Here is a 14375-nt window from a genome sequence, read left to right as displayed (position 1 = left end):
CCATTCAGATGCACGCAAACAATATCCGCCAACTATAGGCCGTTTTCAGAAAAAAAACAGCCATTGACTGAAAAGAAACACCCGCATAAAGTAAATCCCCCATTCCAGACTGGCTCCCTTTTTTTCTCGGCGAGGGAACCCAACTGGATCATGCAGGCGCGTTATCGCTTTTTCAGTAAGTAAGCTTTTAATTTTTATGCAGGAAAAGGGTGGACAATGAGTCAGGTCAACACGCTGGTCATTACCGGATACGGCACCAACTCGCATCAGGAAACAGCGCATGCCGCACGTCTGGCCGGTGCGGACAGGGCTGATGTGGTGCATTTTTCCGACATTGTGGCTGCGAAGGTCCGCCTGAGCGAGTATCAGTTCCTTGTTTTCCCCGGCGGATTCCTTGATGGCGACGATCTCGGGGCGGCACAGGCCGCGGCACAGCGCTGGCTGCATCTTTCCGACGCGGAAGGCCAGCCTCTGCTGGACAGCTTGAACCGGTTCGTCGATGCGGGCGGCCTCGTGCTGGGAATCTGCAATGGATTCCAGCTGCTCGTCAAGCTCGGCGTACTCCCCGCGCTGGACGGGAAGCGTTTTGAGCGGCAGGTTTCCCTCAGCCATAACGACTCCGCCCGCTATGAGGACAGATGGGTCCAGCTCAAGCCGAACCCCGACAGCCCGTGTATTTTCACCAAAGGACTGGCTGTCCACGGTGTGCTGCCGATGCCTGTCCGTCATGGCGAAGGCAAGCTCGTGGCCCGCGATGCCGCGACCTTGCAGCGGTTGCAGGACGAAAACCTGATTGCTTTGCAGTATACGCATCCTGAAACGGGCGAAGCTACGCAGGAGCATCCTTGGAATCCCAACGGTTCTCCACTGGCCATTGCCGGCCTGACGGACCCGACCGGGCATATCCTCGGCCTGATGCCGCACCCCGAAGCGTTCCACCACGCCACCAACCATCCCGGCTGGACGCGCGGGGAAGTCGCCGTGCCCGGAACCGCACTCTTTGCGAATGCTGTCCGGTATCTGCGCGAGAACCCAGTCAACCACAGCTAGGATGCGCCTGTTTGGCAAGACAGAGGAATTGGAAGCATGAAACAGTCGGAACTCATTGCGCTCATTGAACGGACGGCACCACTAGCGATCGCCGCGCCGTGGGATAAGTCGGGCGTTCAGGTCGCTTCCGCACGGCAGGATATCAACCTCCTCGCCGTGTGCCTTGATCCGACGCCGGAATCCATCCGCATCGCGTTGTCCGGGGGGGCTGAAATGATTTTGGCCCATCACCCGTTGACGATGGAGGGGCGGTTCACCGATCGGCTGGACAGCTACCATGAAGTCCTTTCGCTGTTGTTTCGGGCCAATGTGCCGCTGTATTCGGCGCATACGTCCCTTGATGCGAATCCTTTGGGTCCGGTTTCCTGGCTGGCGGACGAGCTGGGGCTTTGCCGTATTCCTTCTTCTGACACGAAGGATGGCGAGGCAGGGCATGGAATGCCATTGCCGCTGACCGTGCTGGAACAGACGGGGACAATGGAGCGGGGCGGCGGTTCGTATGCCTGCGGCTTCGGCGTCGTCGGCGATTGTGCGGTTGACATGACCCCGGAAGATCTGAAAAAAATGTTGGCCCTATGGCTGGTGGGGAGTTGCCCCCGCTTGGCTGGGACCTTGCCTGAGCGCATCCGCCGCATTGCCATCTGCCCCGGATCGGGAAGCTCGCTTGCGCCTGAGGCCGCTGCATGTGGCGCGGACTTGCTCATTACCGGTGACTTGAAGTATCATACCGCGCTTGATCTTCCCCTTCCAGTGCTGGATGTGGGGCATTTCAGCCTTGAAGAAGAGATGATGCGGCGTTTTGCCCTGCAATTGAAAGAGAATGTGTCTGATGTCGCCGTGCAGTTCGTGCCCGCGCAGGATCCTCTTGCGCCGTTTTCCCCCACAGACTGAGGCGTAATCCGTTATCAGATTTCAGGAGAAGAGTTGTGAGCCTTTATCTCGAACAAATCCGCCAACTCGTGGCCCTTCAGCGCGTGGACGATGCCATCCATTCCGTGGAGATGGAACTCGAACAGGCCCCGAAAGAATTGGAAGATCTCAAAAACCGTTTCGCCGCCACGAACACGCAGCGCGAACGGGTGCTGGAAAAGCTTGCGCATTTGAAGGAACAGGAAAAGCGCATCACTGGCGAGCTTGATGACGACAGCAGCCGCATCAAGAAGAGCAAGAACAAGATGATGCAGGTATCCAACTCCCGGGAATATCAGGCTATGGCCCGGGAAATGGACAATATGGAAAAGGTGAACCGTTCCCGTGAAGAGGAACGCGCCGCCTTGCTGGAAGAAAAGCTGCATCAGGACAACGCGCTGCAGGAAGTCGACGCTATATGGGCCGACCTCAAGGCCGAGTTGGAAGCCAAGCAGATCAGCCTCGAAACGCGGCAGGACGAAGCCCGCAAGCGTTTGGATGAGCTGGCTCAGGTGCGTTCCGAAACTGGTTCCGCTGTGCCGCGTCCCGTCCTTGATCGCTATGAGTTCATCCGTCGCCGTCTGTCCCATCCCGTGATCGTACCCGTGACTGCCGGGGTCTGTTCCGGTTGCCGGATCATGATCCCCCCGCAGACATTCATTGAACTGCAGGGAGGCCATAAGATCATCAACTGCCCCAACTGTCAGCGCTTGATTTACTGGGTGGAGCACTTTAACGAAGAGACCAACCAGACGGCTGATGAAATGGCGCACCACGCCGAATAGTTTTTGGGTTTTCGGGAGCCGGATGGATTGTCGCCGCGTCCGTCGCGTTTCGGCGTGACGGACGGAGAGGAAAGTCCGGGCTTCACAGGGCAGGACGCTGGGTAACGCCCAGGGGGAGTGATCCTCGGAGAGCGCCACAGAAAGCAAACCGCCGCCCTCGGGCGGTAAGGGTGAAACGGTGGGGTAAGAGCCCACCAGTCGGCACGGTGACGTGACGAGCTCGGCAAGCCCCGTTCGAAGCAAGACCAAATAGGGAAGCGGATCGGCCCGATCAACGCTTCCGGGTAGGTTGCTTGAGGGTACAGGTAACTGTGCTCCTAGAGGAATGACAGTCGCCATGCCGCCCGCAAGGGCGGGGTGGTACAGAACCCGGCTTATAGTCCGACTCCCGATTTGAGGCTCCGGTGACGGTTTTTGCATCTGCAGACTTCACCGGGGCTTTCTCGCATTCAGCACACAAGTGAGGTCATTCATGGCGTGGACACTTCTTCTCGCGGCGGGGCAGGGGAACCGGTTGGCTTCGGCCACAGGGGGGCTTGCCAAGCAATTCTTGGATTGGAAAGGCGCTCCGTTGTATTGGGAATCAGCGCTCGTCTTTTCCCGATGCGCACGCGTGGATGGGCTCGTTTTCGTGTTTCCGGAAGCGTGCATTGACGAAGAGCGCGAACGGGTAGCGGGCCTGATGCGGAATGCGTCCCTAGGGATTCCTTGGAAGGTTGTCGCTGGCGGAGCGTTGCGTCAAGACTCCGTCCGAAACGGCTTGGCCGCTTTGCCGGGTGATTGCATGGAGGTCCTGATCCATGATGCGGCAAGGCCGTTTGTTTCGCCCGTGCTGGTCAACCGGATACTGGACGGGCTGCATGGTGAAGCTTCGGGGGAGTGTGTCGCCGCATGTATCCCCGGCATTCCCGTGGTGGATACCATTAAAGTGATGGATGAAGAAAAAAAGGTCGTTGCCACACCTGATCGGAAACATCTGATGGCGGTTCAGACCCCGCAAGGTTTTTCCCTCGCTTTTCTGCGGGTTGCCCATCAGCGTGCGGAAGAGGAAGGCTGGGTTGTCACTGATGACGCCAGTTTGCTTGAACTGTGCGGACACGCCGTGCATGTCGCGGAGGGAGAAGCGGGAAACAAAAAAATCACCACGCCCGAGGATTTGGAAATGTTGCGGATGACAGGAGAGCGTATCCCGTGTGTCGGTTATGGGTATGATGTCCATAAGTATGCTGATGGCAATGAAGCGAGACAGCCTGCCCGGCCTATGCGGTTGGGGGGGGTGCCCATTGCCGGTTCGCCGGATGTGCTGGCCCATTCTGATGGAGATGTCTTGCTGCACGCATTGATGGATGCCTTGCTTGGCTGCATCGGAGCGGGGGATATCGGAACATTCTTCCCTGATTCCGATCCTGCATTCGACAATGTCAATTCGGCTGTGTTGCTGGACACGGTTCTGGAGCACGTCCTGAAGGCCAATGTACATATTACCCATGTCGATCTGGCTGTCATTGCTCAGATTCCCAAAGTCGGCCCGCATAGGGAAATGATTCGGCGGAATGTGGCAAGGCTGCTCGGGTTGGACCTGGGAGCGGTAAATGTGAAGGCGACGACGGAGGAAGGGCTTGGTTTTACAGGTGAACGGCTGGGGATAAAGGCCGTCGCCGTGGTTACGGGGCTTCGTGGTAATAGAGACGCATAATACTTTAAATTATGTAAATTTTAAAATCCCAATAAGTATACTGAAAATAATAGATAACCCTCTGGGTTGAATGAAAGTTCCATGTCGTTCTTGTAAAACTTTGTATGTTGGTGTAACAAGCAGTACGGGCCCTTTCCGTGGGGTAATTCTAACCTTTTTCGCATCGTGAGCCGTTATGAGCGACCTTCAGCAGGGCATGGACTGTCCTTGGTTTTCTTCTTACGACAAAGGTGTGCCGCATGACATAGTCATCCCCGAGGGAGGGCTGCAAAATATTCTCGACACTGCGGCGGAAACATACGGACAGCGTGAAGCCATCGTCTTTCAAAATACGCATATTTCCTATAGGGAATTGAAAGAATTAGCTGAAAAACTGGCCGCTTCGCTCCGGCGGCGCGGGGTCAGGCCGGGAGATCGCGTTTCCATCATGCTCCCGAATCTCCCTCAGACATTCATCGCATTCTGGGGTGTCATGAAGGCCGGAGCGGTCGCCGTCATGACGAATCCTCTCTATATGGAATCCGAGCTGACGCATCAGATTAAGGATTCCGGCGCAAAACATCTCATCACCCTCGATATTTTTTGGCCCAAGATTGCGGCGCTGCGGGAACAGCTCGAACTGGACGTCTGTTATGTGACGCGTGTCCGTGATGCGCTGAAATTCCCCTTGAGCTGGTTGCAGCCGTTTTCGGCCCGACGGCAGGGTACATGGGTTCCTGTTCCGTTTGACGGAAAAGAGGTCGTAGCGTGGAAGGACCTTTTCAAAACGACCGAGCGCCTGAGCGTGGAAGTGACGGATGCTCACGAGACCATCGCCTTGTTGCAGTACACGGGAGGTACCACGGGGCTTTCCAAGGGGGCCATGCTGACCCATGCGAATCTATTGGCCAACCTTACCCAGCTGATGGCGATCATTCAACAGCCCCCGGAAAAGGAGCATGTGTTTCTGGCCCTGTTGCCTTTGTTCCATGTGTTCGGTTTGACGATTACATTGTTGCTACCCGCAAGGATGGCCGCACGAGTGGTCCCCATGCCGCGGTATGTCCCCGCCGACATGCTGGAGGCATTCAAAAAGTACCAGTTCACGGCGTTCATCGGCGCTCCTTCCGTCTATATTTCCCTGTTGCAGCAGAAAAATCTGGCCCAGTACGATCTGCATCATATCATATTCTGTATTTCGGGATCAGCCCCCATGCCTGTCGAATGGCTGAAGAAATTTGAAGAAGTGACGGGCACGCCCATCACGGAAGGCTTTGGGCTGACCGAGGCTTCGCCCGTTACCCATGCCAACCCCGTGTTTGGGAAGCAGAAACCGGGTTCTATAGGTGTGCCGGTTCCCGGAACCCTCGCCCGTATTGTCGACACGGAAGACGGTGAAAGGGTTTTGGCTCACAATGAGATCGGGGAGTTGGTCATCAAGGGGCCGCAGGTTATGAAGGGTTATTGGAACCGCCCGGAAGAAACCGCCCGGACCATCCGCGACGGCTGGCTGTACACCGGCGATATCGCCTACATGGATGAAGAGGGTTATTTCTACATTGTCGACCGTAAGAAGGATTTGATCATCGTTGGTGGTTACAACGTCTATCCGCGTGAAATCGATGAAGTCCTCCACACACACCCCAAAATTCGGGAAGCCGTTACCGTGGGCGTTAATCACCGCTCCCGCGGTGAAACCGTCAAGGCGTATATCGTCCCGGAGGAAGGGGCGAATCTGACCGTACCGGAAGTCGTGGCCTTTTGTCGCCAGAAACTGGCTTCCTTCAAGGTGCCTCGCTTGATCGAATTCCGTGAGGAACTGCCGAAGACGATGGTCGGCAAAGTGTTGCGGCGCATCCTGCGGGAAGAGGAGCTGCACAAGAGCGATACGGAACAGGATAAAGAACAGCTTGTCCCCGAAGAAACCTCGAAGGAAGAGGTTTCCGCTCCGGAGGCTGGAATCGGAGAAAAGGAAGCAAAAACGCAGGGCGAACCCGAGAAGACGGACGGAAACGCATGAGACTGCTTCTTCAACGGGTCCGTGAGGGAAAAGTCGCCATTGAAGGTCAGAACGTGGCATCCATCGGCAAGGGCTTGGTTGTCCTCGTTGGTTTTGGCCCGGAGGATACGCTTGATCTGCGCGGAGGCAAGCTCTGGAATACGCTGATCGAAAAGATGGTGGTTCTCCGCATTTTTCCTGATGATGAGGGGAAGATGAACAGAGGGATAGAGGAAGCCGGTGGAGAAATCATTCTGGTTTCCCAGTTCACGCTCTATGCGGATTCCCGAAAAGGGCGGCGCCCCTCGTTCCACCTGTCGGCCCCTCCGGGCGTGGCGGAACCGTTGTTTCAGCATTTTGTGGAAGATGTGCGAACCAGACTGCCGGGACGAGTCCAGCAGGGCGTGTTCGCTGCGGACATGGATGTTTCCCTCACGAATTGGGGGCCGGTGACGATCTTGCTGGACTCAGCGGATTTTTAGCGGATAACAAATACGATAGACAACCAAAAAGGACGGCTCGTTGAAACGCCGTCCTTTTTGGTTTGAGTGATTGGGAGATTGTCAGCGGTTACGCTTTGAAAAGCTGGGTGGAGAGATAGCGCTCACCGGTGTCGGGCAGAACCGTCACAATGCGCTTTCCTTTCCATTCCGGTCTGTTCGCCAGAAGAAGCGCCGCCGCGACGTTGGCGCCGGATGAAATGCCGCAGGAAATGCCCTCTTCCGTCATGACGCGCCGGGCCATCTTGATGGCTTCCAGGCCGGGGATAGGCAGCACTTCGGTCAGCAGGGAACGATCCAGCAACGCGGGAACGAAACCGGCGCCAATGCCTTGAATAAGGTGCGGCCCAGCGGGATTGCCCGAAAGGACGGCCGATTCCGCAGGCTCGACAGCGAACAGCCCCACCGAGGGAAGGTGTTCGCGCAGGTAGCGCCCTGTCCCCGTGATGGTTCCGCCTGTGCCGACGCCCGCAACAAAGGCATCCACCATTCCGGCGTCCGCGAGAATTTCCGGACCCGTCGTGCGGTAGTGCGCTTCCGCATTATCCGGATTGGAGAACTGATCCAGTAGTACATAGCCTTTCGTGGCGGCCAGCCGCTGGGCTTCCTCAACGGCCCCGCCCATGCCCTTCGCGGCGGGGGTGAGAATGAGTTCCGCCCCAAAACCGCGGAGCAGGGCTTTGCGTTCGTCACTCATGGATTCCGGCATGGTCAGGATGAGCTTGAATCCCATGCATGTGGATACGACCGCCAAGCCGATGCCGGTGTTTCCGCTGGTCGGTTCGACAATGGTTCCGTTCGGCTTGAGAGTGCCCTTTTCGAGAGCCCCCTGAATCATACGGAGGGCGGCACGGTCTTTGATGGAGCCGCCCGGGTTGCGGGATTCGACTTTTACCAGAATCTCCGCGTCAAGACCTTCGGTCAATTTGGTGAGCCGTATCAGCGGCGTTTTTCCGATGCTCTGCAACAGATCCATAACGTTTCCTTTTGCTCCGAGAGCAGGTTACAGGACGGAATGATATATTTTTTCCAATTCGACACATCGCGCTTCGACGGAGTAGCTTTGCCCTCTGCGGGCGCTGTTCGCTCCCCACAGTTTCCGGCGCTCAGGGTCAGAGGCCATTTCCTGTAAGGCTCGCGTTAAGGCTTCCGTATCATCCGGCGGGACAAGCAGCCCATTATTTTGAGCTATTTCAGGAACTCCGCCCACTGTAGCAGCCACTACGGGCAACCCCATGCGGATGGCTTCAAGAAGCGTATTGGGAGCCGAGTCCATATTCTTTGAAGGGAAGACAAATGCATCTCCTATCTGGAGGTAATCGCTGACGCGTTCGGTCTGCCCTATGAGACGGACTTTTTCTCGGATTCCCAGCGTATCGCAGAGAGGAAGCCAGAGATCGGGGTTGGCTCCCACCATGACCAGATGCGCGTCAAGGCAAGCGGAGGAAAAAGCCTTCAGAAGCGGTTCTATCCCCTTGGCAGGATTATTGTTTCCCACATAGGTAAAGATAAGGGCTTGCTCGGGGATGTCCAGTTCCTGTTTTACGGCGGAGGCGGGACGCGTGGGAATCACGCGATCATCGGGAATGCCGTTTGGGATGACGTGGATTTTGTGCTTGGGGCAACACCAGCTGATTGCCCGGGCACAGGCTTCCGAATTGGGAAGAAAGGCCTTCATCGAAGGAGAAAGGTAGGGGAGGGGATTACCCGGGCGGTATATGACGCCGCGATGTGCGACACAGGCCAGCTTCCGGTTCCGCCAAAACAGGCCCCACCATGCAACGCGTTTTACAGCCTTATTGTGAAAGGCGTGAACGATGGTCGACGTATCCGGCGAGGGAAAGAGGCTTTCCACATAGGTACGGTGTTGCGCCGGATCTTCCGGCAACATATGCCAGAGGGGATTGGATGCCGCATTGGGCAATTCCCAGAGCGTCGAATCATGGGGGAGACAGAGCGCCACATCATGGCCCCGTTCGCTCAACCCCTGGGCTTGATAGACTGCTTGGCGTGTACCGCCGCTGCGGTTACTGGACGAGGTAATGATGATTACGCGCATGACGTCCTCTCTTTCGGAGCGCTGTGTGTGAAAACGCGTTTGCTCAGATAAGATGGCGAAAGATATCGGTATAGGTGTTCCGCATGAGCAGGGCCAGCTTGAGCCGCTGTGCCGCAGTGTCTCCCGGCTTGCGCCGGAAGAGGGAAACGATATGCCCGCTTACAGTCGTAAAGTCCGTATCGCCGCGCTCCCCGAATTTGTCGATATACGATCGTACGAGGAGATCAAAGGCGTTGGCCTGTTCCCGTTCTTTATTGGTATGTGCCTGTTCGTATAGCCCAAGCATGAAACGTTCGAAGAGGAATTCGCCATCAGAGGGGAATGAGCGTTTCAGCCCAAGGCGCCAGAGGCCGATGCCCATGGCACGCAGTTCCCGGATGGCCCGTTTTCTCTGGCGAAAATGCAATTTCCGTATGCCCAGGAGCTCAAGCTCCTGGGCAAAATCCATACTTTCCAGTATGGCGGAGAAGTTTCCCAGCACCTCTTCCGTCATATCGGGCAGAGAGCCTTGAGAGACTGTTGACACAATCCGCTCCGGAATCAGTCGGAAGGTTTGTCGGAAGAACGTTTGCGCCCCTTAAAGCCGCGGCCGCCTTCACGCTTGCCTTCCTTGGAGAAGGGCTGGCCTTCGCGTCGGCCACCTTCTCGGCGAGGGCCGTTTTCCCGAGGGCCGCGCCGCCCGCCGCCGGTATGGGACTTGGGGGGCCGCGCTGCACCCTCCGATTCCTTACGCGGCGTACCCGCCGGAAGGAATGCAGTGGGGTTGAGGCTCTTCTGGTAACAATCATCAAGAAGCAACGTCAGCAAATGCCGTTGTTCCGGATCTTCCGCGATGCTTTGCACCAGCGGCTCAAAACGCTTCATGCGTTCACGCTCCAGCCCGTTGAGCTGCCGGAAACGGGCTTCGAGAAGGGCCGTAACCCGCATACCGACCGCATGGGCGACTTCTTCGTCCGTAGGGGCCATGTGTTGGGTGAGCGGTACCTTGAAATACTTGGCGATCCGCTGGAGTTCCATTTTTTCCATGATGTCGACGAGGGAAATGACCACACCGGCGGCTCCGGCGCGCCCGGTGCGTCCCGCCCTGTGGATGTAGGATTCCCTGTCGTCCGGCGGCTCGTAGAGGAACACATGGGAGAGTTCGGGAATGTCAATGCCGCGTGCGGCCACGTCCGTGGCGACGAGGAACCGGATGGTGCCTTTGCGCAGCCGGGAAAGGACATCTTCGCGGCGGCTCTGGGACAGGTCGGCGGACAACTCGTCGGCGTTGAATCCAAAACCTTGCAATACGGCGGTCACGAAGTGCACCGTAGCCTTGGTATTGCAGAAAATGATAGCGGAGGCCGGGTTTTCGACTTCCAGAATCTTGATCAGCGTGCGATCCTTTTCCATGCTCTTGCATTCGCAATAGAGATGCTGGACTTCCGCCACATGGATCTGCGTCGTGGACAGGGAGAGCATCTGGGGATCAGTCAGGAATTCTCCCGCCAGCTTGAGCACATGGGGCGGATAGGTAGCCGAGAACAGCATCGCATGGATGGACGTTTCGGGCAGATACCGCTGTATTTCTTTCATATCCGGATAGAAGCCGATGGAAAGCATCCGGTCGGCTTCGTCAAAAATCAGAGCGGAAATATGATCAAGGTTGAGCGTGCGCCGCAGGAGATGGTCAAGCACACGGCCTGGCGTCCCCACAACAACGCTGACTCCCTGACGGAGTGCCTCCATCTGCTTGCCGTAGCCGACTCCGCCATAGACGGCGGCCACGGTAAAGCCGCTCCCTTTGAAAAGCGTTTTGGCTTCCTGTTCCACCTGAACGGCAAGCTCGCGGGTCGGAACGAGAATGAGCGCCTGTACGGCGGGCATGGCCGGGTTCAGGCGGGCCATGAGCGGAAGCAGATAGGTTCCCGTCTTACCGCTGCCCGTACGGGACTGGACCATGAGATCCCGCCCTTCGAGCAGATAGGGGAGAGCGCGGGACTGCACGGGCATAAGGCTGTTCCACCCGGCCTTGGCGCAGGCTGTCTGAAGCAATTGAGGCAGATCGGCGAGGGAGACTTCCGGGAGGGCGTTTTCGGGTTCGTCGACGGAGATGATTTCAGAAGACGTCTGGATGGTGTTGGAGGAGTGAGACTTGGCTTTGGCCTTCTGGGCAGCCGGGTTGGCCTTGGCCTCTTGCATTTGTTCGGTCATGTGATGTCCAAAAGTGAAAAGGTGAAACAAGAACTCCGGGCTCCGGGAACGTCCCTATTGGAGAGTATCGGAAAGCCGAATCGACATAGCACGATGGTTACCCGGTACGGAGCGGAAATTTTCTCAAACAAAAAAACGGCAAAGGCGTTACGAAGGGTTGTCTCGTACGGTCTCCGGCAAGCAGAGCCGACGGCATGTTGGGCAGCCAGTCGAAAAAAGAAAAAGCCAAACCTCAGCAACGCAAGCGAAGAATGATAACAGACCTGCCACACAAGGCAAGATCTGAGAGAGGCCGTTTCGTGGGTATTTTCCGGAGAGCAGAGCTCATGAACGATCTCGGTTCCTATGACACCGCCTCTTCTAAGGGCTTGTTCCACCGCAACGAAGCATATTCACCCCCAACCCATTGGATGGATGAGGGCTGAATGCCGAGTTTCTCCCAGCGGGGAAGCAGGCTCCCCTTATGGCCAGAGAAAAAGCCTTGGCAATATTGGGGGAAGAAGAGTTCGTCCGGCGGCAGGAAGCCGTTCAAAGCGAAATGCGAACGGACCGTTTCGAACAGCGCTTCACTTTGGATGATACTGCCGAGTGCCGGGTGGCGAGGCCCCACCAATACGGATTCATCCAGTTCACGCTCCGGGGCGAGGCTCAAACGGATGACGGGGATTCTCCGTGCCCATGCAGAGGCAAGAGCTTTCCCAAGGGTGGTTATGGTCGTGTCCAGTTCCCAGGGCGCATATCGGCCCATCCTCCACCGTTCCGCCAGCGGCGTACCGTCCACGACGAGACAGGGATAAAAACGCAAACAGGAAGGAGAAAACGCAAGGGCCTCTTCGACATCTTCAGAGAAGCGTTGCGGAGTGGAGCCGGGCATACCGGGGAGTAGCTGGATGCCCAGTTTGAGGCCGCTTTCTTTGATCAGACGGCAGCCTTCCCGTGCCGTATCGCCATTGTAGCCGCGTTGCACCTCCAACAGGGCTTCGGTATGGAATGACTGTATTCCCAGCTCAACGAGATCCAGTCCCGCATGGCGCAATGCCTGCAACCGATCCGGGCGGAGCGTATCAGGGCGCGTCGAACACCGGACCCGGCATACGATGCCTTTTTCTTTGGCTTGCATGGCCAAGGCCAGACATTCCATCTGGAGGCGTTCGGGGAGAGCGGTGAACGTACCGCCGTAGAAGGCCAACTCGATGGGGCGAGAGGCCGTCCGCTCCATGTGATGCGTCTCTAACTCGGACAAAAGATTGGCAAGAGCTTGTGGGTATGGTAGGCAATCAGAAGGTCGCGTGTGCCCCGTCTGCTTGTCTTGAGCGCAAAAGAGGCAACGATGTGGGCAGCCTGCAAAAGGCAAAAAGAAAGGGACGATGGCGGGACGCTGTCGCGGAGCTGATGCGCCGGGGTTGCCGACCGGAAAAAGGCACTCGCGCGCATGGCGTCCCGTGGAAGAGTTTTTTTTCATACCTGTTGATTTGTTTGGTATTAGACGATAAGTGTTGGTATACCTTGGCGCTTATCGATTTGTACACAGTGTTTGGTTTAGAGACTATTCCACAGTTCACCGTGGAGGTCGAGCCCGAGGTAAGAAAAAGGAGCCGCTATGCCTGCATCGCAACATGAAAATTGTATTTTTTGTAAAATCGCACGTGGGGAGATCCCTTGCACATCCGTCTTTGAATCCGAAGAGCTGATAGCTTTTCTGGATATCAGCCCCGTCAACAAGGGACATACTCTGCTTGTTCCTAAGGCGCATATGGAAACACTGTTCGATATGCCTACTGGTATAGGCGAAACGTTATTTGCTGCTATGAAGCAGGTGGGCTCTGCCGTTATGAAGGCGACGGGTGCTGAAGGTCTGAATGTCGTTCAGAATAACTATTCCGCTGCGGGGCAGCAAGTTCCGCACGTGCACTGGCATCTTATTCCCCGTTTTGCTGATGACGGTTATACGGCGTGGCCGCAGGGAGCATATCAAGATATGCAGGAGATGGCGGCCCTTGCTGACGCTATCCGGGAAAAACTATAACCGACGGTTTCAAGGATGAGCAGAAAAGGGTCATATTCTCCCGCTGTAGGCGTGCAATCTTCTTGAACTATAGATAAATAGAGAGTATACTTAGGGACAGGCAAACCTCGTTTCGAGTGATAGTGCGTCTTTGGGGGAAGATGTGTCCGAAAAGGAGCGAGAAAAGTGGTTTTGCCTGTTTTTCTTTACAAAAAACTGTGTAGGGGCCCGATAGGAGCGACGACGGGCTGCACAGGGCGTTGAGAAAAGCATATTTGGGAGTCGGCAACAACGAAGAGTCTCCAGTTCTCCTCAAGAGAGGCCTTTCGTCAAAGGGCATTGCGACGGAATGTCTCGCGGAGGAAACGATACTTGTGGAATGCTCTGGATGCTCGAACATTTTGGGAAGTATGGAGGAACTATGAACAGAGCACTGACCAAAGCGGATATTGTAGAAGCCATTTATGAGAAGACCGACAGAAATCGCGCTGATGTGAAGAACACGGTGGAAATTCTGCTTGGTCTGATGAAGCAGGCCATCAAGAAGGATGATGCCCTCTTGGTGAGCGGATTCGGGAAATTCGAGGCTTACGACAAGGAAGCGCGCAAGGGCCGCAATCCTCAAACGGATGAGACCATTACGCTCCCTCCCCGCAAGGTGGTCGTGTTCCGTCTGTCTCGCAAGTTCCGTGCGGAATTGAACGGCGAGGAAGTTGAAGCCTAGCCCCTTTTAACGTTGAAAGATATGTATGGAGAAGGGAGGGAAAAGTTTTGAAAAAAGCTTTCCCTCCCTTCTCCCGTTCTGCCTGTGCGGAGCACGTCCCTCCCGTTGAAAGGCTTTTGTGCCTATCCCACCGCAGTTCCCGCTTCCCGGCACAGGTTGCTTTGGAGGAAACAATGAAGCGCCCTCTCATGCATCATGAGCGGGCGCTTTATTGTATAGAAAGAAAACCTCCCGCTAGGCGGGAGGTTCCGAAAAGCTTACAGCTTTGTATATGTTATAAAAACTCCTTTTGATTTGTTAGTAAAGCTTGCGGTCTGGCAACTGCAAGCGGCAACAAATCAAAAGGAGGTCACAATGAGTGACGTTCAAAGTTTAGCCCACACAAAATGGAACTGCAAATACCATGTGGTATTTGCCCCCAAATATCGCAGACAGGTTTTCTATGGGGAAAAGAAGCGTGAGATCGGCGAGATATT

The 14375-nt window shown here is 56.0% G+C and carries 14 protein-coding genes and 1 other RNA gene; 10 read left to right on the top strand and 5 right to left on the bottom strand.

Features of this window, described 5'->3' with window-relative positions:
- Positions 1 to 216 precede the first annotated feature (216 nt).
- The 7 genes from HMPREF0178_RS01820 (at position 217) to dtd (ending at position 6900) form a co-directional block, all read left to right on the top strand.
- Positions 217 to 1050, top strand: a complete 834-nt coding sequence (locus tag HMPREF0178_RS01820; protein ID WP_005026795.1) for a phosphoribosylformylglycinamidine synthase subunit PurQ — start codon at positions 217 to 219, stop codon at positions 1048 to 1050.
- Between the two features lie 36 nt (positions 1051 to 1086).
- Positions 1087 to 1941 carry a Nif3-like dinuclear metal center hexameric protein gene (locus HMPREF0178_RS01815; RefSeq protein WP_009378555.1) on the top strand — a complete coding sequence of 285 codons (855 nt, stop codon included), beginning with the start codon at positions 1087 to 1089 and terminating at the stop codon, positions 1939 to 1941.
- 35 nt (positions 1942 to 1976) lie between these two features.
- Positions 1977 to 2744: a zinc ribbon domain-containing protein gene (locus tag HMPREF0178_RS01810; RefSeq protein ID WP_005026798.1), complete on the top strand. Its 768-nt coding sequence runs from the start codon at positions 1977 to 1979 to the stop codon at positions 2742 to 2744.
- A 14-nt stretch (positions 2745 to 2758) separates the two neighbouring features.
- An RNA gene (gene rnpB, locus HMPREF0178_RS20410) (RNase P RNA component class A) lies at positions 2759 to 3137 on the top strand.
- 79 nt (positions 3138 to 3216) lie between these two features.
- The gene (gene ispD / locus HMPREF0178_RS01805; RefSeq protein ID WP_009378553.1) at positions 3217 to 4440 is read left to right on the top strand and encodes a 2-C-methyl-D-erythritol 4-phosphate cytidylyltransferase; all 1224 of its coding nucleotides are present in this window, start codon (positions 3217 to 3219) and stop codon (positions 4438 to 4440) included.
- 175 nt (positions 4441 to 4615) lie between these two features.
- Entirely contained in the window at positions 4616 to 6439 is a 1824-nt protein-coding gene (locus HMPREF0178_RS01800) for a long-chain fatty acid--CoA ligase (RefSeq protein WP_005026802.1), read from the top strand.
- Positions 6436 to 6900: a D-aminoacyl-tRNA deacylase gene (gene dtd / locus HMPREF0178_RS01795; RefSeq protein WP_009378549.1), complete on the top strand. Its 465-nt coding sequence runs from the start codon at positions 6436 to 6438 to the stop codon at positions 6898 to 6900. The genes HMPREF0178_RS01800 and dtd overlap by 4 nt, the downstream gene beginning before the upstream one ends.
- Positions 6901 to 6988: 88 nt before the next feature.
- Here dtd and cysK read toward each other — a convergent pair whose 3' ends face one another.
- The 5 genes from cysK to HMPREF0178_RS01770 all read right to left on the bottom strand — a co-directional run bounded on the left by cysK (position 6989) and on the right by HMPREF0178_RS01770 (position 12632).
- A complete protein-coding gene (gene cysK, locus HMPREF0178_RS01790) occupies positions 6989 to 7894 on the bottom strand; it encodes a cysteine synthase A (RefSeq protein ID WP_009378547.1) in 906 nt (301 codons plus the stop codon).
- Positions 7895 to 7921: 27 nt separating this feature from the next.
- On the bottom strand, positions 7922 to 8977 hold the full coding sequence (locus HMPREF0178_RS01785) for a glycosyltransferase family 4 protein (RefSeq protein ID WP_009378545.1): 1056 nt from the start codon (positions 8975 to 8977) through the stop codon (positions 7922 to 7924).
- Between the two features lie 43 nt (positions 8978 to 9020).
- Entirely contained in the window at positions 9021 to 9503 is a 483-nt protein-coding gene (locus tag HMPREF0178_RS01780; RefSeq protein WP_005026809.1) for a hypothetical protein, read from the bottom strand.
- 14 nt (positions 9504 to 9517) lie between these two features.
- Positions 9518 to 11170 (bottom strand): DEAD/DEAH box helicase, encoded by a 1653-nt coding sequence (locus tag HMPREF0178_RS01775; protein WP_009378541.1) that lies wholly within the window; start codon positions 11168 to 11170, stop codon positions 9518 to 9520.
- Positions 11171 to 11513: 343 nt separating this feature from the next.
- Positions 11514 to 12632, bottom strand: coding sequence for an elongator complex protein 3 (locus HMPREF0178_RS01770; protein ID WP_232281164.1), 1119 nt, complete (start codon positions 12630 to 12632; stop codon positions 11514 to 11516).
- A 138-nt stretch (positions 12633 to 12770) separates the two neighbouring features.
- Between HMPREF0178_RS01770 and HMPREF0178_RS01760 the strand changes: the two genes are divergently transcribed.
- From HMPREF0178_RS01760 to HMPREF0178_RS01750, 3 genes are all read left to right on the top strand, one after another.
- Positions 12771 to 13196, top strand: a complete 426-nt coding sequence (locus HMPREF0178_RS01760) for an HIT family protein (RefSeq protein WP_009378537.1) — start codon at positions 12771 to 12773, stop codon at positions 13194 to 13196.
- A gap of 400 nt (positions 13197 to 13596) precedes the next feature.
- Positions 13597 to 13899: an integration host factor subunit alpha gene (locus HMPREF0178_RS01755; RefSeq protein WP_005026817.1), complete on the top strand. Its 303-nt coding sequence runs from the start codon at positions 13597 to 13599 to the stop codon at positions 13897 to 13899.
- 354 nt (positions 13900 to 14253) lie between these two features.
- On the top strand, positions 14254 to 14375 hold a 122-nt coding region (locus tag HMPREF0178_RS01750), incomplete at its 3' end, for a transposase (protein WP_009378534.1).

The organism is Bilophila sp. 4_1_30 (genome assembly GCF_000224655.1).
Taxonomy (GTDB): Bacteria; Desulfobacterota; Desulfovibrionia; order Desulfovibrionales; family Desulfovibrionaceae; genus Bilophila; species Bilophila wadsworthia.
This window is presented reverse-complemented; position numbering and strand designations above follow the sequence as displayed.

What these genes read in the sequence shown, in the direction of transcription:
- dtd (WP_009378549.1), top strand. Translation starts at nt 6,436, where the DNA reads ATGAGACTGCTTCTTCAACGGGTCCGTGAGGGAAAAGTCGCCATTGAA.
- HMPREF0178_RS01815 (WP_009378555.1), top strand. Translation starts at nt 1,087, where the DNA reads ATGAAACAGTCGGAACTCATTGCGCTCATTGAACGGACGGCACCACTA.
- HMPREF0178_RS01775 (WP_009378541.1), bottom strand. Translation starts at nt 11,170, where the DNA reads ATGACCGAACAAATGCAAGAGGCCAAGGCCAACCCGGCTGCCCAGAAG.
- HMPREF0178_RS01785 (WP_009378545.1), bottom strand. Translation starts at nt 8,977, where the DNA reads ATGCGCGTAATCATCATTACCTCGTCCAGTAACCGCAGCGGCGGTACA.
- cysK (WP_009378547.1), bottom strand. Translation starts at nt 7,894, where the DNA reads ATGGATCTGTTGCAGAGCATCGGAAAAACGCCGCTGATACGGCTCACC.
- HMPREF0178_RS01770 (WP_232281164.1), bottom strand. Translation starts at nt 12,632, where the DNA reads ATGAAAAAAAACTCTTCCACGGGACGCCATGCGCGCGAGTGCCTTTTT.
- HMPREF0178_RS01755 (WP_005026817.1), top strand. Translation starts at nt 13,597, where the DNA reads ATGAACAGAGCACTGACCAAAGCGGATATTGTAGAAGCCATTTATGAG.
- HMPREF0178_RS01800 (WP_005026802.1), top strand. Translation starts at nt 4,616, where the DNA reads ATGAGCGACCTTCAGCAGGGCATGGACTGTCCTTGGTTTTCTTCTTAC.
- HMPREF0178_RS01760 (WP_009378537.1), top strand. Translation starts at nt 12,771, where the DNA reads ATGCCTGCATCGCAACATGAAAATTGTATTTTTTGTAAAATCGCACGT.
- ispD (WP_009378553.1), top strand. Translation starts at nt 3,217, where the DNA reads ATGGCGTGGACACTTCTTCTCGCGGCGGGGCAGGGGAACCGGTTGGCT.
- HMPREF0178_RS01820 (WP_005026795.1), top strand. Translation starts at nt 217, where the DNA reads ATGAGTCAGGTCAACACGCTGGTCATTACCGGATACGGCACCAACTCG.